Source organism: Methylophaga sp. UBA1464, assembly GCF_002325665.1.
Classification (GTDB): Bacteria; Pseudomonadota; Gammaproteobacteria; order Nitrosococcales; family Methylophagaceae; genus Methylophaga.
Window position 1 is genome coordinate 1 of the sequence record NZ_DCSO01000103.1, and the last position, 432, is coordinate 432.

The 432-nt window shown below is 45.6% G+C and carries 1 pseudogene; it reads left to right on the forward strand.

From position 1 onward, the window contains the following. Positions 1–432, forward strand: a pseudogene (locus B3O33_RS13955) (DNA mismatch repair protein MutS); the annotation flags it as partial.

The window sequence follows — 432 nt, forward strand, 5'->3', positions numbered from 1 at the left end:
ATCAATCTTTATCGGCTACTCAAACCAGATTGCTGAAGCAGATCGATCGCGAATTGGGGACTTTTCCGGAATTACTTGAGCTATTGAATAGAGCCATTATTGAAGAACCGCCAGTGTTGATTCGAGATGGCGGGGTGATTGCCGAAGGCTATCATGCGGAACTGGATCGGTTACGTAATCTGCATCTGAATGCCAATGATTTTTTGCGTGAACTGGAACAGCGTGAACGGGAACGGACCGGGGTCAGCACCTTAAAAGTCGGTTATAACAAAGTGCATGGCTTTTATATCGAAATCAGCCGTGCCCACAATATTCAATTGCCCGCTGATTATCAGCGTCGGCAAACATTGAAAAATGCTGAGCGTTATATCACAGCTGAATTAAAAACCCATGAAGATCAGGTGCTCAGTGCCAGCGAAAAAGCGTTGGCAT